Source organism: Burkholderia sp. BCC0419, from assembly GCF_902830285.1.
Classification (GTDB): Bacteria; Pseudomonadota; Gammaproteobacteria; order Burkholderiales; family Burkholderiaceae; genus Burkholderia.
On sequence record NZ_CADESR010000001.1, the window covers coordinates 3,006,187 to 3,021,122 of the forward strand.

Sequence of the window (14,936 nt, forward strand, 5' to 3'; positions counted from 1 at the left end):
TTTAGAAAAAACATCGTTATAGTTACGTTCTTGCTTGAGACGACGCAACGATCTTCACGAAGACAGCGAAGTCCGAAGAGCAAAAATCGGGGTGTAGCTTAGCCTGGTAGAGCGCTACGTTCGGGACGTAGAGGCCGGAGGTTCGAATCCTCTCACCCCGACCAGATTTAAAAAAACCGTGCACCGCGTGCACGGTTTTTTTTCGTCCGGCCGCCGCGGGCCCCGCGTGTCGCGCGCGACACATCGCGGTCGCCGGCCTCTGCTATATTTCCCCCATCCCTGTCCTTCACTGCCCTTTCCAACGCGTGGACCAAATTCCCTTATGGGCGCAAATCGGCGCCGTCTTCCTGCTTCTCCTCTGTTCCAGCTTCTTTTCCATTTCCGAGACCGCGATGATGGCGCTCAATCGCCATCGGCTGAAGCATCTCGTCGGCCAGGGCGCACTCGGCGCGAAAACCACGCAGGGGCTGCTCACGCGCACTGACTTGCTGCTCAGCGTGATCCTGATCGGCAACAACCTGTTCAACACGATCATCCCGGTCCTCACGACCTCGCTCGCGCTCCATACGTTCGGCCGCAACAACCTCGCGCTGTCGATCGCGACCGGCGTCGTCGCGTTCCTGATCATCGTGTTCGCGGAAATCGCGCCGAAGATCGTCGGCGCGACGTTCCCCGAACGCATCGCGCTGCCCGCGAGCCTCGTGATCGCCCCGCTGATGCGCGTGTTCAAGCCGGTCGTCTGGTTCGTCAATGCGCTCGCGAACGGCGTGCTGTGGGTGCTGCGCATCAACACGAAGAAGGGCCGCGACCAGCGGATGTCGGCCGACGAGCTGCGGGCCATCGTGCTCGAATCGAGCAGTTTCATGCCGACCAAGCACCGCAGCATCCTGCTCAACCTGTTCGACCTCGAGAACATCACGGTCGACGACGTGATGGTGCCGCGCCGCCAGATCGAGTCGCTCAACTTCTACGCGCCGCTCGACGACATCCTGCATCAGCTCGAAACCTGCTATCACAACCGCCTGGTGGTCTACGAAGGCGACATCGACAAGGTGCTCGGCGTGCTGCACGTGCGCAAGACGCTCACCGGGCTGCACAACCAGGATTTCGACCGCGAGACGCTGCGCACGCTGCTCGCCGAACCGTACTACGTGCCGTCGGGCACGCCGGTGGTCCAGCAGCTCCAGTTCTTCCAGGAAACCCGGCAGCGCACCGCGCTCGTCGTCAACGAGTACGGCGAACTCGAAGGGCTCGTCACGCCCGAGGACATCATCGAGGAACTGATCGGTGAATTCACGACGTCGATGCCGCGCAGCGAACGCGCGGGCGGCTGGGACGAGAACGGCGAATGCATCGTCTCGGCCAGCATGCCGCTGCGCGAACTGAACCGCTGGCTGCACCTGAAACTGCCGACCGACGGGCCGAAGACGCTGAACGGACTGGTACTCGAGATCCTCGAGGAAATTCCGGAAGACGACGTGTGCGTGAAAATCGGCGACGTGATGCTCGAAGTGATGCGCAGCGACGATCAGGCAGTACGCACCGTCAAGCTCTTCAAGCCGCGAGGCACGCGCACCGGACGCGCCGCCTCGCGCTAACCGAACGGCCGACTGCCGGCGCCGCCCGCGACGCGCGATCATCAGCGCATCACGGTCAACAGGCGGCCAGCGTGCCGGCTCACATGCATTTCCCTTCCTCCGGGGCGCCTCTGCACACGCAGTCGTCGCCCGCGCATTCCGACGCGCCGCCCGCCGCCGCGCCCCATGCACTCGATGCGGCCCAGCTCGACGATGCCCCCGCCGTACGGCTGCTGACCGACACGCTGCATGCGGCGCGCGTGCGCGACGCGTCGGACATCCACGTCGAGCCGTTCGAAGCCGGCTGGCGCATCCGTCTGCGCATCGACGGCGTGCTGCATGAACAGGCGCGACCGCCGCTGCACCTGCGCGATGCGCTCGTCACGCGGATCAAGGTGCTCTCGCGCATGGACATCGCCGAGCGGCGGCTTCCGCAGGACGGCCGGCTGCGCATCGCGATCGACGGCGGCACGCGCGGCGACTACCGCGTCAGTTCGCTGCCCACGCTGTTCGGCGAAAAGCTCGTGCTGCGGCGGCTCGAAACGCTGCCGCCCGATCTCACACTTGCCAACCTCGGCTTCGACGCGCGGCAGGCCGCCGCGATGGAGGCCGCGATCCGCGCGCCGCATGGCCTCGTGCTCGTCACGGGCCCGACCGGCAGCGGCAAGACGCTGTCGCTCTACTGCGCGCTGCAGATGCTCGATCGCGACGCGCACAACGTCTGCACGGTCGAGGATCCCGCCGAGATCCAGCTCGACGGGATCAACCAGGTCGGGGTCGCCGACAAGGCGGGGCTCACGTTCGCGACGGCGCTGCGCGCGCTGTTGCGGCAGGATCCGGACGTCATCATGGTCGGGGAGATTCGCGATGCGGAGACGGCCGATGTCGCGATCAAGGCCGCGCAGACCGGCCATCTCGTGCTGTCGACGCTGCACACCAACGACGCGCCGGCCGCCGTCGCGCGGCTGCTCGACATCGGCGTCGCGCCGTACAACCTCGCTGCCGCGCTGCACCTCGTCACCGCGCAGCGTCTCGTCCGGCGCCTGTGCGTCGCCTGCCGCGTGCATTCGGACGCATCGGCGCGCGCGCTGCGGGAAGCCGGCTGCGACCCGGCAGCGCTGGCGGCCGGATGGCGGCCGTTCGTCGCGCGCGGCTGTTCCGCCTGTCACGGGATCGGCTATCGCGGCCGCATCGGCCTGCATCAGACGATGCCGGTATCGCCCGCGCTGGCCGAGCGCATCGTCGCGCGGGCGAGCGTCGGCGAACTCGCGCAATGCGTGGCGGCCGAGGGCGTGCGCACCCTGCGCGACGCGGCATTCACGCGCGTCATGGACGGCACGACGAGCATCGCGGAAGCCGTCGCCGCCACACCCGCGGCGTGAACATGCGCACGCCGCCGCGCGAAACCCGCTTTGCATGGCGCGGCCGCCGTCGCGACGGCTCGCCGCGCCGCGGGATCGTCATCGCCTTCGACGCCGCGGCCGCGCGCGCCACGCTCGCGCGCGACGGCATCGCGGTACTGTCGCTCGACGTCCGCGGGCCGGCCCGTCCGCCTGCGGCCGCCGCGCGCGACATCACGCGCTTCACGCGCCAGCTCGCGAGCCTGCTGCAGGCCGGCCTGCCGCTCGCGCCGTCGCTCGAGATGCTCGCGCGCACCCGCACGCGCGACGGCGTGCCGCGCATCGCCGCGGGGCTCGCCCGCGAAATCGTCGGCGGCCGGCGCTTCGCCGATGCGCTCGCACGTTATCCATCGCAGTTCGGCACGCTGTATCGCCAGTTGATCGAGGTCGGCGAGGCGTCCGGTTCGCTCGGCATCGTGCTGACGCGGATCGCGGAACACCGCGAGCGCGCCGATGCGCAATGGCGCAAGCTGCGTGCCGCGCTCGCGTATCCGGCCGCCGTCATCCTGTTCGGGCTCGCGATCTCGGCAGCATTGATGGTATGGGTCGTGCCGACCTTCCGGCAGATCTTCGACGGTTTCGGCGCCGCCCTGCCCGCACCGACCCGCGCACTGCTCGCGCTGTCCGCCGCGCTGTCGGCGTGGGGCGGCGTGCTCCTGGCCGGCGCGGCCGCCACGGCGCTTGCCGCGCGACATGCGCTCCAGCGCTCGGCCGCGCTGCGTCATGCGCTCGCGCGGCGCCTGCTGCGCGCCCCGCTCGCGGGCAGCGCGCTGGAGCGGTTCGCGGCCGCACGCTGGTGCCGCTCGCTGGCGACCCTGCTCGGCGCCGGCGTGCCGCTCGCCGATGCGTTCGCCACGCTCGAGCGCACGGCCGGCCATCCGGTGTTCGCGCACGCCACCGCGCACATCGCCGCACGCGTGTTGCGCGGCGTGCGTCTGGCCGATGCGATGCATTCGGCCGGCTGCTTTCCGGACGACGTCGTGCAACCGATCGCCGTCGCCGAGGAATCCGGTTCCCTCGACACGATGCTCGCCGACATCGCCGCGTTGTGCGAACGCCAGCTCGACGCGCGCCTCGATGCGCTCGCGGCGCTCGGCGAACCGTTGATCGTGATCGTCCTGGGCGCCCTCGTCGGCGGCCTCGTGATCGCGATGTACCTGCCGATCCTTCAACTCGGCAACGTGGTGTAGCATCGCAACCGATTCTGTCGCCTTTTAGTCCGAACCTTGAGCCTCATGACGCCAGCGCCCCTGTCCGCCGTTTCCGATTCGCCCGAGAGCACGCTGCTCGCGCTGGCGATGCTGCCGCCCGCGCTGCAGTATGCGTTCGCGGTCGCCATCGGCCTTTGCATCGGCAGCTTCCTGAACGTGGTCGTGCACCGGTTGCCCGTGATGATGCAGCGCGCGTGGCAGGCCGAGATCGACGAAGCGACGGGCGCCGCGAGCGCCCCGCCCGACGACGGTTATCCGCCGCGCTACGATCTGTGGCGCCCGCGCAGCGCCTGCCCGCACTGCGGCCACGTATTGCGCGCGTGGGAAAACATCCCGCTCGTCAGCTACCTGATGCTGCGCGGGCGCTGCCGGCGCTGCGGCCATGCGATCGGCATCCGCTATGTGCTCGTCGAACTCGCGTGCGCACTGCTCGCCGCCGTCTCGCTCGCTGCGTTCGGCCCGACCGTCGCCGCGCTTGCCGCGTTCGCGCTGTGCGCGGCGCTGCTCGCGATGAGCGCGATCGATATCCGGACCGGCTACCTGCCCGACTCGATGACGCTGCCGCTGCTGTGGGCCGGGCTCGTGCTGAACCTCGGCGGCACCTTCACGTCGCTGCGTTCGGCCGTGATCGGCGCGATGGCCGGCTACCTGTTCCTGTGGTCGATCTACTGGCTGTTCAAATGGCTGCGCGGCATCGAGGGCATCGGTTTCGGCGACCTGAAGCTGCTTGCCGCGCTCGGCGCGTGGATGGGCTGGGCCGCACTGCCGCAGGTCGTGCTGTTCGCAGCGGTGACCGGCGCGCTCGTCGGGCTCGTCGCGACCTGGCGCGGCCGCATGCGCTTCGAGGAGCCGATTCCGTTCGGCCCGTTCCTCGCGGCCGGCGGTGTCGCCACGCTGTTTTTCGGCACACCTTTCTATGCGGCGCTCGGAGGCTGACATGTTTTCAGTAGGACTCACGGGCGGCATCGGCAGCGGCAAGACGACCGTCGCCGACCTGTTCGGCGCCCGTGGCGCATCGCTCGTCGATACCGACCTGATTGCCCACCGCATCACCGCGCCGGGCGGTCTCGCGATGCCGGCGATCGAGCAAGCGTTCGGTCGCGGCTTCGTGGCCGCCGACGGCTCGCTCGATCGCGCGAAGATGCGCACGCTGATCTTCAGCGACGACGACGCGCGCCGGCGCCTCGAAGCGATCACGCACCCGCTGATCCGCGCGGAGACCGATCGCGAGGCGCGTGAAGCACGGGGCCCGTACGTGATGTTCGTCGTGCCGCTGCTCGTCGAGTCGGGCACCTGGAAGGCGCGCAGCGATCGCGTGCTGGTCGTCGACTGCCCGGTCGAAACGCAGATCGCGCGCGTGATGCGGCGCAACGGCTTCACGCGCGAACAGGTCGAAGCGATCATCGCGCGACAGGCGACGCGCGAAGCCCGCCTCGCGGCGGCCGACGACGTGATCGTCAACGACGCGGTCACGCCCGCTGCGCTCGCCGCGCAGGTCGATGCACTGCACCAACGCTATGTCGGATTCGCGGCCGCCGCGCACTAAGCGTCGCGCGCAATCGTGATGGTGTACGAAATTGGCGCGTTGCTAGGGTAGAGAGGGGGCATTAGAATGTCCTTCATTGTTTCAATCCCTACCCAAGAGGCGAGCGCGCTTGATTCTTTACGAGTATCCGTTCAACGAGCGAATTCGCACGCTGTTGCGTCTCGAAGATCTGTTCGAGCGCTTCGCGTTCTTTTTGGCTCAGGAGGACCCGCGTGAACACCACGTCGCGCTGACGACGCTGTTCGAAATCGCCGAGGTAACGGGCCGCGCGGACCTGAAATCGGATCTGATGAAGGAGCTCGAACGTCAACGCCAGACGCTCGCCCCCTTTCGCGGCAATCCGGGCATCGAGCAGAACGCGCTCGAAGCCGTGCTCGGTGAAATCGAGCAGACGCTCGCGAATCTCGCGCAGATGCAGGGCAAGACCGGCCAGCACCTCGTCGACAACGAGTGGCTCGCCAGCATCCGCAGCCGCGCGGTAATTCCGGGCGGGACGTGCAAGTTCGACCTGCCGTCGTACTACGCGTGGCAGCAGTGGCCCGCCGAGCAGCGGCGCCAGGACATCGCGAAGTGGATCCTGCCGATGCTGCCGTTGCGTGACGCCGCGGCGATCGTGCTGCGGCTCGCGCGCGAATCGGGTCAGGCGTCGAAGGTCATGGCGATGCAGGGCAGCTACCAGCAGATGCTGTCCGGCCGCAGCTACCAGCTGATGCAGGTACGGGTGCCGCCGGAGTTGCGCGTCATTCCCGAAGCGAGCGCCAACAAATACATGTTGTGGGTGCGGTTCACCATGCAGGACGGCGATGTGCGGCCGCGCGCGGTGGACATCGACGTGCCGTTCCATCTGACACTGTGTAATCTGTAACGGCCGCGTGCCGGATCGATGCTTTCGTATGACTACCGTCGTGAAATGTCCGTCGTGCGGCGCCCAAGTGCGCTGGACGCCTGAAAATCAGTTCCGCCCGTTTTGTTCGGCCCGCTGCAAGCAGCTCGACCTCGGCGCATGGGCCGCGGAAAAGTACCGGATCGGAGGCGCCTCCGACGAGGGCCCGTCGTCGGAAGAAGACGGCACGGACGGCCGTCGCGACAGCTGACCGGCGCAACGCCGGCCACCCGCGATATGGCCCGCCTTTCCGGCAGGCCGCTGCGGCGTCAGTGCGACGCCGCTTCCTTCTCGAGCAGTTCGAGCACCGGCAGCGCCGCCGGCAGCAACGGCGCGACCTCGACCGGCAGTTGCTGCCACACGAACGCCTGCCCTTCCTTGCTGTGCGGCTCGCCCGTCCAGCCGGTCACCTTGCAGAAATAGAGCCGCACATATGCGTGCGGATAATCGTGCTCGAGCATGTGCCAGCGGTGGCTGGCCGTGACTTCGATGCCGAGTTCCTCGTGCAGCTCGCGCGCCAGCGCGTCCTCGACGCTTTCGCCGGCCTCCAGCTTGCCGCCCGGAAACTCCCAGTAACCTTCATACGGCTTGCCCTGCAGGCGTTGCGCGAGCAGATACCTGCCGTCCGGCTGCACCATCACGCCGACCGCGACTTCCGTCACCTTGCGGCCGTCCGGCGCCCGTACGGCGCCCTGTGCCCGATCCGCGCTCATGCCTGCTCCTTGCGACCCGACCAGTCACGCGCGAACTGCCATGCGACGCGGCCCGAGCGCGAACCGCGCTCGAGCGCCCACACCAGCGCGTCGCCGCGTGCCGTCTCGATCTCCGCATCCGGGCAGCCGAAGTGACGCAGCCAGTGCGCGACGATGTCGAGGTAGTCGTCCTGCTTGAACGGATAGAAGCTGACCCACAGGCCGAAGCGCTCCGACAGCGAGATCTTCTCCTCGACGACTTCGCCGGGGTGAATCTCGCCGTCCGGGAGATGCTTGTACGACTCGTTGTCGCTCATGTACTCGGGCAGCAGATGGCGGCGGTTCGACGTCGCGTAGATCAGCACGTTGTCCGACTGCGCGGCGATCGACCCGTCGAGCGCGACCTTCAGCGCCTTGTAGCCCGATTCGCCATCCTCGAACGACAGGTCGTCGCAAAACACGATGAACCGCTCCGGACGCTGCGAGATCAGGTCGACGATGTCGCCGAGATCGTGCAGGTCGTCCTTGTCGACTTCGATCAGGCGCAGCCCGTCGTTCGCGTACGCATTCAGGCACGCCTTGATCAGCGACGACTTGCCGGTACCGCGTGCGCCGGTCAACAGCACGTTGTTGGCCGGCTTGCACTGCACGAACTGCCGCGTGTTCTGGTCGATCAGCGCTTTCTGGCGATCGATGTTGTGCAGGTCGTCGAGCGTGATCGACGACACGGCCGGCACCGGCTGCAGGTAACCGCGCCCCTGGCGCTTGCGCCAGCGGAACGCGTGGGCCGCGTTCCAGTCGATGGCCGCCGGTGCGGGCGGCAGCATCCCTTCGAGACGGCCGAGCAGCGCTTCCGCGCGCGTCAGAAACTGTTCAAGCTTGTCCATGTCGTTCGAGCGCTCCCGATCAGGAGCGGTAGTCCGCGTTGATGCTCACGTAATCGTGCGACAGGTCGCACGTCCAGACGGTCGCCTGCGCGTCGCCACGGCCGAGCAGCACGCGGATCGTGATCTCGCTCTGCTTCATCACGCGCTGGCCGTCCTCTTCCTGGTAGGCGGGGTTGCGGCCGCCGGCCTTCGCGACGAGCACGTCGTCGAGATAGAGGTCGATCTTGCCGACGTCGAGATCCGCGACGCCCGCATAGCCGATCGCCGCGAGAATTCGGCCAAGGTTGGGGTCGGATGCGTAGAAGGCCGTCTTCACGAGCGGCGAATGGCCGATCGCGTACGCGATCTGGCGGCATTCGGCGACACTCTTGCCGCCTTCGACCTGCACCGTCATGAATTTCGTCGCGCCTTCGCCGTCGCGCACGATCAGCTGCGACAGCGCCTGCGCGACTTCCGTCACCGCGTCGCGCAGCGCCGCATAGGCCGGCGAATCGGTCGACGTGATCGCGGGCAGCGTGCTCTTGCCCGACGCGATCAGGATGAACGAGTCGTTCGTCGACGTGTCGCCGTCGATCGTGATGCAGTTGAACGAGCGGTCGGCGACTTCCTTCACGAGCGTGTCGAGCACCGGCTGCGCGACGTTCGCATCGAACGCGAGGAAGCCGAGCATCGTCGCCATGTTCGGCTTGATCATGCCCGCGCCCTTGCTGATGCCCGTCAGCGTGACCGTGTGACCGTCGATCGTCACCTGGCGCGAGGTGGCCTTAGGCAGCGTGTCGGTCGTCATGATCGCCTGCGCGGCGTCGAACCAGTTCGCGGCCTTGCGGTTCGCGAGCGCGGCCGGCAAGCCGGCCTTCAGGCGGTCGATCGGCAGCGGCTCGAGGATCACGCCGGTCGAGAACGGCAGCACCTGCGCCGGCTCGATGCCCGCGAGACGCGCGAGTTCCGTGCAGGTCTCGCGGGCGTTCACGAGGCCCGGCTCGCCGGTGCCCGCGTTCGCATTGCCCGTATTCACGACCAGCGCGCGGATGCCCGCGCCGCCCGCACGCACCTTCGCCAGATGCTCGCGGCAGACGGTGACCGGCGCCGCGCAGAAACGGTTTTCGGTGAACACGCCCGCGACCGTCGCGCCTTCGTCGACGGAGATGACCAGCACGTCCTTGCGATTCGGCTTGCGGATGTTCGCTTCCGCCCAGCCGAGCGTGACGCCGGCGACGGGATGCAGTTGGGCGGGATCGATCGACGGAAAATTGACAGCCATGGGGCACACCTGCCGGATGGAAAATGCCGGCATGGGCCGGCATCGATTGGAAGAACCGGCGGCCGCACGCGCGGGCCGCCACAACTCACATCACTGACTCGAAGCGATGAACGACGCGGCACGCGTGACGCGTGCCGCCGCCGATCATGACAGCTTCCCGTGACATTGCTTGTACTTCTTGCCGCTGCCGCACGGGCACGGGTCGTTGCGGCCGACCTTCGGCATTTCGCCGCCGGGGCCGCTGTGCGTCATCGCGCTGCCGACCATGTCGGCCGTCGCCGCGGCCGCCGCGGCTGCCGTGACGTTCGCCACCGGCGCGCCGGCGTCCGCGTAGTCGGCGTGCTGGTATTCGACGTTCTCGAGATGGCCGCTACGCTCCTCGATCTGCTCGGCCGCTTCCTCGAGCTGTTCCGGCGACTGGATCTGCACGTTCATCACGATGCGCGTGACTTCCTGCTTGATCGCGTCGAGCATCGCGGCGAACAGCTCGAACGCCTCGCGCTTGTACTCCTGCTTCGGGTTCTTCTGCGCATAGCCGCGCAGATGGATGCCCTGGCGCAGGTGGTCGAGCGCCGCGAGGTGTTCGCGCCACAGGCGGTCGACCGTCTGCAGCATCACCGAGCGCTCGAACGCGCTGAACGATTCGCGGCCGACCATCGCGACCTTCGCCTCGTACTGCTCGTCGGCGGCCGTCATCACGGCGTCGAGGATCTCGTCGGTCGTGATCGACGACGACTCGTTCACCATTTCCTGGATCGCGAGGTCGAGCTGCCAGTCGTTGCGCAACGCTTCCTCGAGCTCCGGCACGTCCCACTGCTCCTCGATGCTGCCTTCCGGCACGAACTGGCGGACGACTTCGGTGATCACGCCGTGACGCATCGCGGTGATCGTCTCGGTGATGTCGTGCGCTTCGAGCAGTTCATTGCGCTGCTGGTAGATCACCTTGCGCTGGTCGTTCGACACGTCGTCGTATTCGAGCAGCTGCTTGCGGATGTCGAAGTTGCGCGCTTCGACCTTGCGCTGCGCCGATTCGATCGACCGCGTGACGATGCCCGCTTCGATCGCCTCGCCTTCCGGCATCTTCAGGCGATCCATGATCGAGCGCACGCGATCGCCCGCGAAGATGCGCAGCAGCGGATCGTCGAGCGACAGGTAGAAGCGCGACGAGCCCGGATCGCCCTGACGGCCCGCACGGCCGCGCAGCTGGTTGTCGATCCGGCGCGATTCGTGGCGCTCGGTGCCGATGATGTGCAGGCCGCCCGCGGCCTTCACCTGCTCGTGCAGCGTTTCCCACTCGTCGTGCAGCTTCTGGATGCGGCGCGCCTTTTCGTCGGCCGGGATCGCATCGTCGGCCTCGATGAACGCAGCCTGCTTCTCGGCGTTGCCGCCGAGCACGATGTCGGTACCGCGACCGGCCATGTTGGTCGCGATCGTCACGCGGTTCGGACGGCCGGCTTCCGCGACGATCGCCGCTTCACGCTCGTGCTGCTTCGCGTTCAGCACTTCGTGCGGCAGCCCGGCCTGCTTCAGCAGGTGCGACAGCAGTTCGGAGTTCTCGATCGACGTCGTGCCGACCAGCACCGGCTGGCCGCGCTCGTAGCAGTCGCGGATGTCGCGGATCACCGCGTCGTAGCGCTCCTTGGCCGTCTTGTAGATCTGGTCCTGCTTGTCGATCCGCTTCGGCGGGCGGTTGGTCGGGATCACGACCGTCTCGAGGCCGTAGATCTCGTTGAATTCGTACGCTTCCGTGTCCGCGGTACCGGTCATGCCGGCCAGCTTCGCGTACATCCGGAAGTAGTTCTGGAACGTGATCGACGCGAGCGTCTGGTTCTCGCTCTGGATCTTCACGTGCTCCTTCGCCTCGACCGCCTGGTGCAGGCCGTCGGACCAGCGGCGGCCCGCCATCAGGCGGCCCGTGAATTCGTCGACGATGACCACTTCGCCGTTCTGCACGACGTAGTGCTGATCCTTGTGGAACAGCGTGTGGGCGCGCAGCGCCGCGTACACGTGGTGCATCAGCGTGATGTTCTGCGGCGCGTACAGGCTCTCGCCCTCGCCGATCAGGCCCCATTCGGCGAGCAGGCGCTCGGCCTTCTCGTGGCCCGATTCCGTCAGGAACACCTGGCGCGCCTTCTCGTCGAGCGTGTAGTCGCCCGGCTTCTCGACGCCCGTGCCGTCAGCCTTCTCTTCGCCGATCTGGCGCTCGAGCAGCGGCGGCAGTGCGTTCATCCGCACGTACAGCTCGGTGTGATCCTCGGCCTGGCCCGAAATGATCAGCGGTGTCCGCGCTTCGTCGATCAGGATCGAGTCCACTTCGTCGACGACCGCGAAGTTCAGCGCCCGCTGCACGCGCGCGTCGGTCTCGTAGACCATGTTGTCGCGCAGGTAGTCGAAGCCGAATTCGTTGTTCGTGCCGTACGTGATATCCGCCGCGTAGGCCTGCTGCTTCTGGTCGTGCTCCATGCCGGACAGGTTGATGCCGACCGACAGACCGAGGAAGTTGTAGAGGCGCGCCATCCATTCGGCGTCGCGCTGCGCGAGGTAATCGTTGACGGTCACGACGTGCACGCCGCGGCCGGCCAGCGCATTCAGGTACACGGGCAGCGTCGCGACGAGCGTCTTGCCCTCGCCGGTGCGCATTTCCGCGATCTTGCCGTAGTGGAGCACCATGCCGCCGATCATCTGCACGTCGAAGTGCCGCATCTTCAGCACGCGGCGGCTCGCCTCGCGACAGACCGCGAAGGCCTCGGGCAACAGCTTGTCGAGCGACTCGCCGGCCGCGACCCGCTGGCGGAATTCATCCGTCTTGCCGCGCAACTGGTCGTCCGTCAGCTTCTCGATCTGCGTTTCGAGCGCATTGATCGTCGCGACGGTCTTTTGGTATTGCTTGACGAGCCGCTGGTTGCGGCTGCCAAAAATTTTCTGGAGAAAACCGGTTGTCATCGGATCGGATCCTGCGTCGCAGCACCGGCGCCCGGCGCGTGTTGCGCGCCCCGGCGCCCGAGCCTCGGCGGCTTAGCGAATTAGTGGACTCAAACGTTGAATTTTAGCACGCGGGAACGCGTGCGCCTGCGTCCCGGCCGGACGGGCATTGCGTGCCTAGGCCGGGCGGACAGGGGCGAAAGCCGCCCGTACGCGGGCCGGCGCGGGTACAATCGGCCGCAACGTCCGCGCGCGTGCGCGCTCGAAGAAAGCCTCGATGAACCGATTTTCCAAGCGTTTCGGCCCGCTCGCCGCCTATCGCCCGCAACCCGTGTCCGAAGTGCTCGGTCGTACCGACGCATTCGCGGCGCTGCGCGCCGGCGTCGAGCAGATCGCGTCGCTGCAGCGCGACCTCGGCGCATGCCTGCCCGACTATCTGGCGAATCACGTCGAACCGGGTTTCATCAAGGACGGCACCCTGACCCTCTTTGCCGCGCACAATGCGCTGGCCGCACGGCTGCGACAGGTCGAAGTGCGGCTGCTCGGCGATCTCCAGAAGCGCGGCTGGCCCGTGACCACGCTGCGCGTGCGCGTGCGGCCGAAGGACGCGCCGGAGCCGCCGCACGTGAAGCAGGCGCGGATGACCTCGGCCGGCGCCGCCGCGCTGCGCGACCTCGCCGATCACCTCGAACCGTCGCCGCTGCAGGCCGCGCTCGCGCGGATGGCGGCACGGCACGGCGCGAAGCCGCGTTGACCGCACCGGCCGCCGGCGGCGGCCAACCAACAAAAAAGCGACCCGAGGGTCGCTTTTTTATCGCTTGCGGTAACGAACGCCGGTCACGCGAAGGCCGTCTGCGCGTCGAACGCAAACCCTTTCGGCGCAGCCTGCGGATCGTCGAACGTCACGATCTCGTACGCGTCTTCGTGCGCGAGCAGCTCGCGCAGCAACGCGTTGTTCAGGCCGTGGCCCGACTTGTACGCGGTGTACGACGCCAGCAGCGGGTGGCCGATCACGTACAGATCGCCGATCGCGTCGAGCATCTTGTGCTTCACGAACTCGTCGTCGTAGCGCAGCCCGTCGTTGTTCAGGATCCGGTACTCGTCGAGCACGATCGCGTTGTCCATGCTGCCGCCGCGCGCCAGGCCGATCTCGCGCAGCATCTCGGCTTCGTGCGCGAAGCCGAACGTGCGCGCACGCGCGATCTCGCGCACGTACGACGTGGTCGCGAAATCGACTTCGAGCTCCTGGCCCGTCTTGTCGACGGCCGGGTGGCGGAAGTCGATCGAGAACTTCAGCTTGAAGCCGAAATACGGATCGAGACGCGCGAACTTGTCGCCGTCGCGGATCTCGACCGGCTTCGTCACCTTGATGAAGCGCTTCGGCGCGTTCTGCTCCTCGATGCCGGCGGACTGGATCAGGAACACGAACGTGGCCGCGCTGCCGTCCATGATCGGGATTTCCTCGGCCGTCACGTCGACATACAGGTTGTCGATGCCGAGACCCGCACACGCGGACATCAGGTGCTCGACCGTCGACACGCGCACGCCATCCTTCTGCAGCACCGATGCGAGCCGCGTGTCGCCGATCGACATCGCCGATGCGGGAATGTCGACCGGCGTGGGCAGGTCGACGCGTGAAAAGACGATGCCCGTGCCGGGCGCGGCGGGACGGAGCGTCAGCTCGATCTTGCGGCCCGAGTGGACACCGATACCCACGGTCTTCACGATGGATTTGATGGTGCGCTGCTTCAACATGGTCTTCTTCGTCTTGATTGAAGATATCAATCAGGAGTTATATTCGATAGGCGGGATTATAGCGTAATTCCCTATTCGCCGCTGTCTGAAACTGCGTATCAATCTGTTTCGACAGTTTACCCGCGCCGATACGGGACGGGCCGATGCCCGGAACGGAGGCGTTTCCGGTCATCAGCCCGTGTTACAACTGCCCTGAGGCCGGTGAGCAGCGTTGCCGGAAGGCAACGGCACACCGCACGATCAGGACGTCAACGTCGCGAGAACACTCGCCGCATCGCTCACTTCGAATTTGCCCGGCGCCTCGACGGCCAGCGTCTTGACCACACCGCCGTCGATCACCATCGCGTAGCGCAGGGAACGAATTCCCATGCCACGCGCGGACAAATCCTGCGTCAGCCCCAGCGCATGAGTGAAAGCCGCGCTGCCGTCCGCCATCATGCGCACCTTGCCCGCGGTGTGCAGATCACGTCCCCATGCGCCCATCACGAATGCGTCGTTGACGGACACGCACCAGATCTCGTCGATCCCCGCCGCGCGCAGTTGCTCGGCGTGCTCGACGTAGCCCGGCACATGCTGCGCGGAGCAGGTCGGCGTGAACGCGCCCGGCAATCCGAAGATCACCACCCGCTTTCCCGCAACCTGGTCGCGCACGCTGTAGGCGTTCGGCCCCAGCGTGCACCCTTCGCGCGCGTCGTCGATGAACTCGAACAATTGCGCGTCGGGCAGCGCGTCGCCCACTTGAATCATGGCTGGTCCCTCATAGCGATACGGTTTTTCAGCGTGTTGCGGACAGCACGGCCCA

General features: G+C 67.0%; 14 protein-coding genes and 1 tRNA gene. 9 read left to right on the forward strand and 6 right to left on the reverse strand.

All coding sequences use genetic code 11. The features are described from left to right. Nucleotides 1–87: 87 nt before the first annotated feature. From HWW87_RS13550 to HWW87_RS13585, 8 genes are all read left to right on the forward strand, one after another. Nucleotides 88–164 (forward strand) — tRNA-Pro (locus HWW87_RS13550). A 141-nt stretch (nt 165–305) separates the two neighbouring features. After that, complete coding sequence (locus HWW87_RS13555) at nt 306–1,598, forward strand: HlyC/CorC family transporter (protein ID WP_175820614.1); 1,293 nt, start codon at nt 306–308, stop codon at nt 1,596–1,598. Between the two features lie 83 nt (nt 1,599–1,681). After that, nucleotides 1,682–2,959, forward strand: a complete 1,278-nt coding sequence (locus HWW87_RS13560) for an ATPase, T2SS/T4P/T4SS family (RefSeq protein WP_175820615.1) — start codon at nt 1,682–1,684, stop codon at nt 2,957–2,959. A gap of 2 nt (nt 2,960–2,961) precedes the next feature. Beyond that, on the forward strand, nt 2,962–4,167 hold the full coding sequence (locus tag HWW87_RS13565) for a type II secretion system F family protein (RefSeq protein ID WP_175820616.1): 1,206 nt from the start codon (nt 2,962–2,964) through the stop codon (nt 4,165–4,167). Nucleotides 4,168–4,212: 45 nt separating this feature from the next. Continuing rightward, on the forward strand, nt 4,213–5,124 hold the full coding sequence (locus HWW87_RS13570) for an A24 family peptidase (RefSeq protein ID WP_175820617.1): 912 nt from the start codon (nt 4,213–4,215) through the stop codon (nt 5,122–5,124). Between the two features lies 1 nt (nt 5,125). Beyond that, nucleotides 5,126–5,734 (forward strand): dephospho-CoA kinase, encoded by a 609-nt coding sequence (coaE, locus tag HWW87_RS13575; RefSeq protein WP_175820618.1) that lies wholly within the window; start codon nt 5,126–5,128, stop codon nt 5,732–5,734. Between the two features lie 109 nt (nt 5,735–5,843). Beyond that, nucleotides 5,844–6,599: a cell division protein ZapD gene (gene zapD / locus HWW87_RS13580; protein ID WP_012327858.1), complete on the forward strand. Its 756-nt coding sequence runs from the start codon at nt 5,844–5,846 to the stop codon at nt 6,597–6,599. A gap of 28 nt (nt 6,600–6,627) precedes the next feature. Continuing rightward, on the forward strand, nt 6,628–6,828 hold the full coding sequence (locus HWW87_RS13585) for a DNA gyrase inhibitor YacG (protein ID WP_174429978.1): 201 nt from the start codon (nt 6,628–6,630) through the stop codon (nt 6,826–6,828). A 58-nt stretch (nt 6,829–6,886) separates the two neighbouring features. On the opposite strand, the gene HWW87_RS13590 is transcribed toward HWW87_RS13585, so the two are convergent. The 4 genes from HWW87_RS13590 to secA form a co-directional block, all read right to left on the reverse strand. After that, nucleotides 6,887–7,330, reverse strand: coding sequence for an NUDIX domain-containing protein (locus tag HWW87_RS13590; RefSeq protein WP_175820619.1), 444 nt, complete (start codon nt 7,328–7,330; stop codon nt 6,887–6,889). Next, nucleotides 7,327–8,196, reverse strand: coding sequence for an ATP-binding protein (locus HWW87_RS13595; RefSeq protein WP_175820620.1), 870 nt, complete (start codon nt 8,194–8,196; stop codon nt 7,327–7,329). Before HWW87_RS13595 ends, HWW87_RS13590 begins: the two co-directional genes overlap by 4 nt. 19 nt (nt 8,197–8,215) lie before the next feature. Continuing rightward, nucleotides 8,216–9,457 carry a bifunctional glutamate N-acetyltransferase/amino-acid acetyltransferase ArgJ gene (gene argJ, locus HWW87_RS13600; protein ID WP_175820621.1) on the reverse strand — a complete coding sequence of 414 codons (1,242 nt, stop codon included), beginning with the start codon at nt 9,455–9,457 and terminating at the stop codon, nt 8,216–8,218. A 144-nt stretch (nt 9,458–9,601) separates the two neighbouring features. Beyond that, the gene (gene secA, locus HWW87_RS13605; protein ID WP_174386151.1) at nt 9,602–12,400 is read right to left on the reverse strand and encodes a preprotein translocase subunit SecA; all 2,799 of its coding nucleotides are present in this window, start codon (nt 12,398–12,400) and stop codon (nt 9,602–9,604) included. Between the two features lie 256 nt (nt 12,401–12,656). Between secA and HWW87_RS13610 the strand changes: the two genes are divergently transcribed. Next, nucleotides 12,657–13,133: a DUF721 domain-containing protein gene (locus HWW87_RS13610; protein WP_006487136.1), complete on the forward strand. Its 477-nt coding sequence runs from the start codon at nt 12,657–12,659 to the stop codon at nt 13,131–13,133. 83 nt (nt 13,134–13,216) lie between these two features. On the opposite strand, the gene lpxC is transcribed toward HWW87_RS13610, so the two are convergent. Together lpxC and HWW87_RS13620 are read right to left on the reverse strand one after the other, a co-directional pair. Then, nucleotides 13,217–14,134 (reverse strand): UDP-3-O-acyl-N-acetylglucosamine deacetylase, encoded by a 918-nt coding sequence (gene lpxC, locus HWW87_RS13615; protein ID WP_011544505.1) that lies wholly within the window; start codon nt 14,132–14,134, stop codon nt 13,217–13,219. A 240-nt stretch (nt 14,135–14,374) separates the two neighbouring features. Further along, complete coding sequence (locus tag HWW87_RS13620; RefSeq protein WP_011544504.1) at nt 14,375–14,881, reverse strand: peroxiredoxin; 507 nt, start codon at nt 14,879–14,881, stop codon at nt 14,375–14,377. Nucleotides 14,882–14,936: the final 55 nt, after the last annotated feature.

Coding starts and splice junctions, on each gene's coding strand:
- HWW87_RS13560 (WP_175820615.1), top strand. CDS start 1,682: ATGCATTTCCCTTCCTCCGGGGCGCCTCTGCACACGCAGTCGTCGCCC.
- HWW87_RS13565 (WP_175820616.1), top strand. CDS start 2,962: ATGCGCACGCCGCCGCGCGAAACCCGCTTTGCATGGCGCGGCCGCCGT.
- HWW87_RS13570 (WP_175820617.1), top strand. CDS start 4,213: ATGACGCCAGCGCCCCTGTCCGCCGTTTCCGATTCGCCCGAGAGCACG.
- coaE (WP_175820618.1), top strand. CDS start 5,126: ATGTTTTCAGTAGGACTCACGGGCGGCATCGGCAGCGGCAAGACGACC.
- HWW87_RS13585 (WP_174429978.1), top strand. CDS start 6,628: ATGACTACCGTCGTGAAATGTCCGTCGTGCGGCGCCCAAGTGCGCTGG.
- HWW87_RS13590 (WP_175820619.1), bottom strand. CDS start 7,330: ATGAGCGCGGATCGGGCACAGGGCGCCGTACGGGCGCCGGACGGCCGC.
- HWW87_RS13595 (WP_175820620.1), bottom strand. CDS start 8,196: ATGGACAAGCTTGAACAGTTTCTGACGCGCGCGGAAGCGCTGCTCGGC.
- argJ (WP_175820621.1), bottom strand. CDS start 9,457: ATGGCTGTCAATTTTCCGTCGATCGATCCCGCCCAACTGCATCCCGTC.
- secA (WP_174386151.1), bottom strand. CDS start 12,400: ATGACAACCGGTTTTCTCCAGAAAATTTTTGGCAGCCGCAACCAGCGG.
- HWW87_RS13610 (WP_006487136.1), top strand. CDS start 12,657: ATGAACCGATTTTCCAAGCGTTTCGGCCCGCTCGCCGCCTATCGCCCG.
- lpxC (WP_011544505.1), bottom strand. CDS start 14,134: ATGTTGAAGCAGCGCACCATCAAATCCATCGTGAAGACCGTGGGTATC.
- HWW87_RS13620 (WP_011544504.1), bottom strand. CDS start 14,881: ATGATTCAAGTGGGCGACGCGCTGCCCGACGCGCAATTGTTCGAGTTC.